General features: G+C 69.1%; 5 protein-coding genes and 1 pseudogene. 2 read left to right on the forward strand and 4 right to left on the reverse strand.

Features of this window, described 5'->3' with window-relative positions:
* A pseudogene (locus ACEN88_RS23270) lies at nucleotides 1-429 on the forward strand (hypothetical protein); the annotation flags it as partial.
* Nucleotide 430: 1 nt separating this feature from the next.
* Here the strand turns inward: ACEN88_RS23270 and ACEN88_RS23275 are convergent.
* The 4 genes from ACEN88_RS23275 to ACEN88_RS23290 all read right to left on the reverse strand — a co-directional run bounded on the left by ACEN88_RS23275 (nucleotide 431) and on the right by ACEN88_RS23290 (nucleotide 4,562).
* Nucleotides 431-1,210 carry a substrate-binding periplasmic protein gene (locus tag ACEN88_RS23275; protein WP_413343458.1) on the reverse strand — a complete coding sequence of 260 codons (780 nt, stop codon included), beginning with the start codon at nucleotides 1,208-1,210 and terminating at the stop codon, nucleotides 431-433.
* A 9-nt stretch (nucleotides 1,211-1,219) separates the two neighbouring features.
* Complete coding sequence (locus ACEN88_RS23280) at nucleotides 1,220-1,579, reverse strand: c-type cytochrome (protein ID WP_413343460.1); 360 nt, start codon at nucleotides 1,577-1,579, stop codon at nucleotides 1,220-1,222.
* 89 nt (nucleotides 1,580-1,668) lie between these two features.
* Nucleotides 1,669-3,330 (reverse strand): pyrroloquinoline quinone-dependent dehydrogenase, encoded by a 1,662-nt coding sequence (locus ACEN88_RS23285; protein WP_413343462.1) that lies wholly within the window; start codon nucleotides 3,328-3,330, stop codon nucleotides 1,669-1,671.
* Between the two features lie 29 nt (nucleotides 3,331-3,359).
* A complete protein-coding gene (locus ACEN88_RS23290; protein ID WP_413343464.1) occupies nucleotides 3,360-4,562 on the reverse strand; it encodes a hypothetical protein in 1,203 nt (400 codons plus the stop codon).
* A gap of 264 nt (nucleotides 4,563-4,826) precedes the next feature.
* Between ACEN88_RS23290 and ACEN88_RS23295 the strand changes: the two genes are divergently transcribed.
* A partial coding sequence (locus ACEN88_RS23295) for a thiamine pyrophosphate-dependent dehydrogenase E1 component subunit alpha (protein ID WP_413343466.1) occupies nucleotides 4,827-5,535 on the forward strand: 709 nt, incomplete at its 3' end.

Genomic DNA, 5,535 nt, shown 5'->3' on the forward strand with positions numbered 1-5,535 from the left:
GTGCTGCACGACGAGCCGGCGGCGCCGGTCGAGCCCATGACCAATCCGCTGGCCGACATGGCGCCGGCCGTGCCCGCGCCGCACAAGGAGCGGGCGGCCAAGCCGGAGAAGTCCGCGAAGGTGGAGAAGGCCGAACGCAGGGAAGCGCATGCGAAGGTCGCGCACGCCAAGGCACAGGAGCGGGCGCGCGAGGCCGCGAAGGACAAGAAGACGAAGGCGAAGCCGGGCGCGGTGCGCGAGCAGGACAGCGACGTGGTGCTGCTGGCTGCGCTGATCGGCCATATGGAACCGAAGCGGGGCAAGGCGACGCCGGCGGAACAGCTGGCGTCGTGCCGCCGCTACAACGCGGCCGGCGAAGAGCAGTGCCGCGCGCGGGTGTGCGCCGCGGCGGGCCCCAAGGAGCCCGCACGCGCGGACGCGGAGTCGTGACCTAGCGCTGTCCGGCCGGCGGCCGGTACGCGCCGTAGCGCATGCCGAGCGCCGCGATGGCACCGTCGGCCAGGCGCGCACGCACGATGCCGTTCACGCGATCCAGCGTGGCGGCGTCCGTGTCGAGCAGGTCGATCGCCACGTCGAAGGCGAATTCGGCCGGATCTAGCAGCGTGTCCAGTATGCGCAGGCTCCCCGTGCCGGCTTGCAACCGATACCAGCCGGCCGCCACGTCCGACACGACGCCGGCGTCCGCGTCGCCCCGCACCACGGCGGCGATGATCTCGGGATCGGTCCGGAACCGCACCCACACGGGCACGCCGTGCGCATCGAGCCAGCGGTGCGCCCACGAGCCGCTCGGCAGCGCGACGTGGCCCGTGCGCAGCGTGTCCAGCGTGGCGGCGGGACCGCGGCCCGTGTCCACCACGACCGCACCGGCCCGCATCCATGGCACCGTCAGCACGTTGCGCCACGACGCCGGGTGGTCCTCCGCCTTGACGACGGCCGCGCCCATGATCGCGTCGCAGCCCACGCGGCGGGCCAGTTCGCGGCGCGGGATCCAGCGCACGCCGAGCGTGAGACCGAGGTCGGACGCGACGAGCCGGCCCAGGTCGACGTACAGCCCGGCGGGCGTGCCGTCGCGCCGCGAGAACGGCATGTCGTCCGGCGCCGCGCAGATCACGAACTCGTTCGACGCCGCCATCTCGGGCAGCGTACGCGCGTGTGCGGTGGCCGCCACGCAGGCCAGGGTGACCAGGCCATGCTTACGAAGACGCGCCATGGCGGCCTCCTATTTCGCCGCGCCGGCGTTCTTCAGCGACAGGATGTACGCGGTGAGCTCCTGGATCTGCTGCTCGTTGAACGCGCCTTTCCACGCCGGCATGTTGAAGGCGCCGCGCTGCTTGCCGTTGGCGATCGTCTCCATGACGTATTCCCTGGTCAGGTCGTCGCGGCCCTGCAGCGGGGCCGCCTTGCCGCCCGAGCCGGCATTGCCGTGGCAGTAGACGCAGCTCTGGTTGAAGCGCTTCGCGCCCGCGTCGATCATGGCCTGGTCGGGCTTGGCGGGGCCGGAAATGGTCGGTGCGACGGCCATGGCGGCGGATGCGCACAGCAGCTGGACCGCGAGGGCGCAGGCGATGGGTTTGAACATGAGAGTCTCCTTGATTGTCGTTGGTGGTGAAGCGGGCGCGCGCGGCGCCCGCGTTGAAGTGAAAACGAGCGCGCCGTGCGCGCTGAACGTCAATCGAGCGCGAACACGACCATCGCCGCGCCGCCCGTGAGCTGCTTCACGGCCGGGAAGGCGGAGGCCATGAAGCCGGGCGCCAGCGAACCCCAGCCGCTCGGCACGGCGATGTACTGCTTGCCGTTCACCGCATAGCTGACGATGCCGCCGCGGATGCCGGAGCCGGTCTGGAACTTCCACAGCTCCGCGCCCGTGTCGGCGTCATACGCGTGCACGAAGCCTTGCGGGTCGCCGTTGAACACGAGGCCGCCGCCCGTCGTCAGCACGCTGCCCAGGCCCGGGACCGGGTACTTGACGCTCCATTTCAGCTTGCCCGTGAGCGGGTCGCGCGCATCGAGGCGGCCTTCGGCGGGACGGTCCGACGGCGGCACGGCTTCGAGCTTGTCGACGCCGAGGTACAGGCTCGCGATGCCCATGCCGGACGTCTCCTGCCTGGCCGGGATCACGTTCTGGCAGACTTCCATCGCGTTCGTGTACCACAGCTTCGTCTTCGGGTTGTACGCGCCCGCGTTGTAGCTGCGCGTGCCGAGCAGGTAGGGGCACAGCAAGGTCTCCTTCCCGACCGGCATCTCGCGCCGGCCGATCAGTTCCCCCGTCTTCGGATCGATCGTCTTGACGAAGTTGTAGGTCTGGCTCAGGGGCCACACGTTTTCCAGCTTGCCGTCCGCCTTGTCCATCACGAACACGAAGCCGCTCTTGTTCAGGTGGACGACGACGTCCTTGCCGTCCTTCTTGAGCAGCAGGGCCTCGTACGTGGAGTCGTAGTCGAACGTGTCGTGCGGGATCTCCTGGCGATGCCATTTCAGCTTGCCCGTCTTCGGATCGAGCGCCAGCAGGCTCGCCGTGTACAGGTTGTCGCCCTTGCGGCCGTCGCCGTAGAAGTCCGGCGCCGCGTTGCTCGTGCCGATGAAGAACGTGTCCGACGCGGCGTCGTACGTGCCCGGCATCCACGCGCCGCCGCCCGCGACTTCGCCCGTGTCGCCGGGCCAGCTGGCGGGATCGTCGCGGATCGTGTCGAAGGTCCACATCTGCGCGCCCGTGATGGCGTTCACCGCGTAGATCTTGCCGCGCTGCGCCTGGTCGCCGCCCGTCGTGCCCCCGATCAGGACGTCGCCCGCCAGCACCGGCGAGGACGAGAACAGGCAGCCGAAGCATTTCTTCAGGTCCGTCAGCTGCGTGGACCACACTTCCTTGCCCGTCTTGTCGTCGATGGCGACGAAGCGGCCGTCCAGTGTGCCGAGGTAGATGCGGCCGTGGCCCAGCGTCAGGCTGCGGCCCAGCGAAGCATAGAAACTTTCGGACGCGACGGCCGCCAGCTTCGGCTGGTAGTGCCACAGCGGCTTGCCGGTGGCGCCGTCGAGCGCAAACACGTGGTTGTTGGGGCCCACGTAGTACAGCACGCCGTCCTTCACGAGCGGCGTGGAAACGAGGCCGGACGTGATGTCGCCCGGCTGGTGGATCCACACGGGTTTCAGCTGCTTGACGTTGCGCGTCGTGATCTGGTCCAGCGGCGAATAGCGCCAGGCGTTCGACGTGCGGTGGTATTGCGTCCAGTTGGCGTCGTCGTCGTCGTGGGCGGCCGCGGGCTGCGTGAGCGACAGGGCGAGCAGGAAGGCGGCGACGGCGGCCGCCGTGTTGGAACGGGTGGTCGGATGCATGTTGGGTTCCTCGGAATGCGTTGGATGGATTACCACACGAAGCGGCCGCCGAGGGTCGCGTAGCGGGTGTTGGTCGGCCGGCCGAAGACGGGGTTCAGCGAGAACGTCGAGCGCGCGAGTTCGGCATACACCGTCACGTGCGGGTTCACCGCGTAATAGGCGCCGCCGATGCGCGATTGCGCGAGGTGGCCCGGCGTGCTCGCGGTGTCGTCGATGCGCGTGCGGCCGTAGCTGGCGCGCAGCGACAGCGCGTCCGTCGCATGCCACACGACCTGGGCGAAGCCGCCGCGGCTGCGGCGTTCGCGGCCGGCGGCATCCAGCGCGTCGACGTCCTGCATCAGCACGGACCCGAGGCCGTCCGCCTTGAAGCCGGAGACGTGGAAGTTCAGCGGGCCCACGTCGACCGTCGTGCCGGCCGAGATGCCGCGCGTGTGGACGTCGTCCTGCACGCAGGCGCCGCCGCCCGCGACGGTGCAGTGGCGCGCCGTTTGCCACGTGAAGTCGCCGTACAGCTTGAACTTCGCGCCGGCCAGCTGGTCGTTCCAATACACGCCGCCTTCCACGCGCGGCGAATTCGTCTGGTCGGCGCCGGCGCCCGTGAACACGTTGCGGATCTGGCTCGGGTCGTACAGCGCCACCGAGAACGACAGCGGCACGGTCTTCGGCGAGTTGTAGCGCAGGCCCGCGTTGAAGTTCGTGTACATATAGCCCGCGTTGAAGGTCGCGGCCAGCGCGTTGGTCGTGTTGACGACGTCGTAGCCCGTCAGGCCGCCCGCCAGCACGGACGCATCGGCCAGCACGGGTTCCGCCTGGTAGATGCCGTAAGACTTGCCGATCACGATCTCGCCCCAGGAGGCGGACGCCTTCGCCCACATCTCGCGCGGGTCCAGCGACTTGCTGCCCGTGTTGCCGACGTTGCCCGCGTTGCGGAAGTTGCCTTCGCCCGATTGGGAGTTGATGTACAGGCCCACGCGGCTGCTGTACGTGATGCCGTCGATGGCGGGCGAGGTCACGGTGAACGCGAACAGGCTCGGCGTCGTGCCCGACGTCATGCGAAAGCCCGTCGTGCCGGCGTCGTCGCCGTTCTGGCGGTGCGCCTGCACGATGATCCAGCCGTCCGTGCCGAGCTTCCAGCCGCCCGGCGTCTCGAATTCCACGGCCGCGTGGGTGGAACCCGCGGCCGCGCAGGCCAGCAGCGCAAGCAGCTTGCGCGTCTTGTGTGTCTCTTTCATGTCGTCTCCATTGATTGTTGTAGGTACTGCGCTGGTCGCATCTGCAAAAACGGTGCCACCACGCGGCTCACTCTTGCAGGGCTGTGCGCGGCCGTCCGCGCTGAAACAGATGTCGCAGCCGGGCGGCCCGTGCCTGCGACATTTGGCGCGTCCGCGCGGCCGAAACAGGCGTTTTTGCCCGTCGCGACGGGGGAAACGGGCATGGCATCGAATTTGCTGAAGGGGTAGGTGCATGCACCAACCCACAGACAAGGAGACAGCAACATGCAGCCGACACGGGAACACCTGCTCTGGATGTACGAGAAGATGATCGAGATCCGCGAGTACGAAGAAACGATGGCGAAGGTTTACCTCGAGGGCAAGCTGCCCCCGAAGATCCAGAAGGGCCTCGCGTTCGACATCGGCGCCGGCCCCGTGCCGGGCGAGATGCACCTCGCGGCCGGCCAGGAGCCGGTCGCCGTCGGCGTGTGCGCGCACCTGGGCAATGACGACAGCGTCGTCGGCGCGCACCGCTCGCACCACTTCGCCATCGCCAAGGGCGTGCCGCTCGACGCGATGACGGCCGAGATGTTTGGCAAGGACACGGGCCTGGGCCGCGGCAAGGGCGGCCACATGCACCTGTTCCACGTGCCGACCAAGTTTTCCTGCAGCGGCATCGTGGGCGCCAGCGCCCCGCAGGCCTGCGGCGCCGCGCTCGCCGCGCGCAAGCTCGGCAAGGACTGGGTCGCGATCGCCTTCTTCGGCGAAGGCGCCGCCAACCAGGGCGCGTTCCACGAGGCGCTGAACCTGGCGGCCGTGTGGAAGCTGCCCGTCGTCTTCGTCTGCGAGGACAACAAGTACGGCATCTCGGTCGAGAAATCCGTGTCGACGTCCGTCGCGTCGAACGCCGTGCGCGGGGCCGGCTACGGCATGCCCGGCGTCCTCGTCGAGCGCAACGACGCCGTCGAGGTGTACGCGGCCGCCGGTGCCGCCA

This window comes from Massilia sp. CT11-108 (assembly GCF_047302915.1).
GTDB lineage: Bacteria > Pseudomonadota > Gammaproteobacteria > Burkholderiales > Burkholderiaceae_D > Telluria > Telluria orientalis.

Excerpts from the sequence above, each read along its gene's own strand:
- ACEN88_RS23275 (WP_413343458.1), bottom strand. The coding sequence starts at position 1,210 with ATGGCGCGTCTTCGTAAGCATGGCCTGGTCACCCTGGCCTGCGTGGCG.
- ACEN88_RS23280 (WP_413343460.1), bottom strand. The coding sequence starts at position 1,579 with ATGTTCAAACCCATCGCCTGCGCCCTCGCGGTCCAGCTGCTGTGCGCA.
- ACEN88_RS23285 (WP_413343462.1), bottom strand. The coding sequence starts at position 3,330 with ATGCATCCGACCACCCGTTCCAACACGGCGGCCGCCGTCGCCGCCTTC.
- ACEN88_RS23290 (WP_413343464.1), bottom strand. The coding sequence starts at position 4,562 with ATGAAAGAGACACACAAGACGCGCAAGCTGCTTGCGCTGCTGGCCTGC.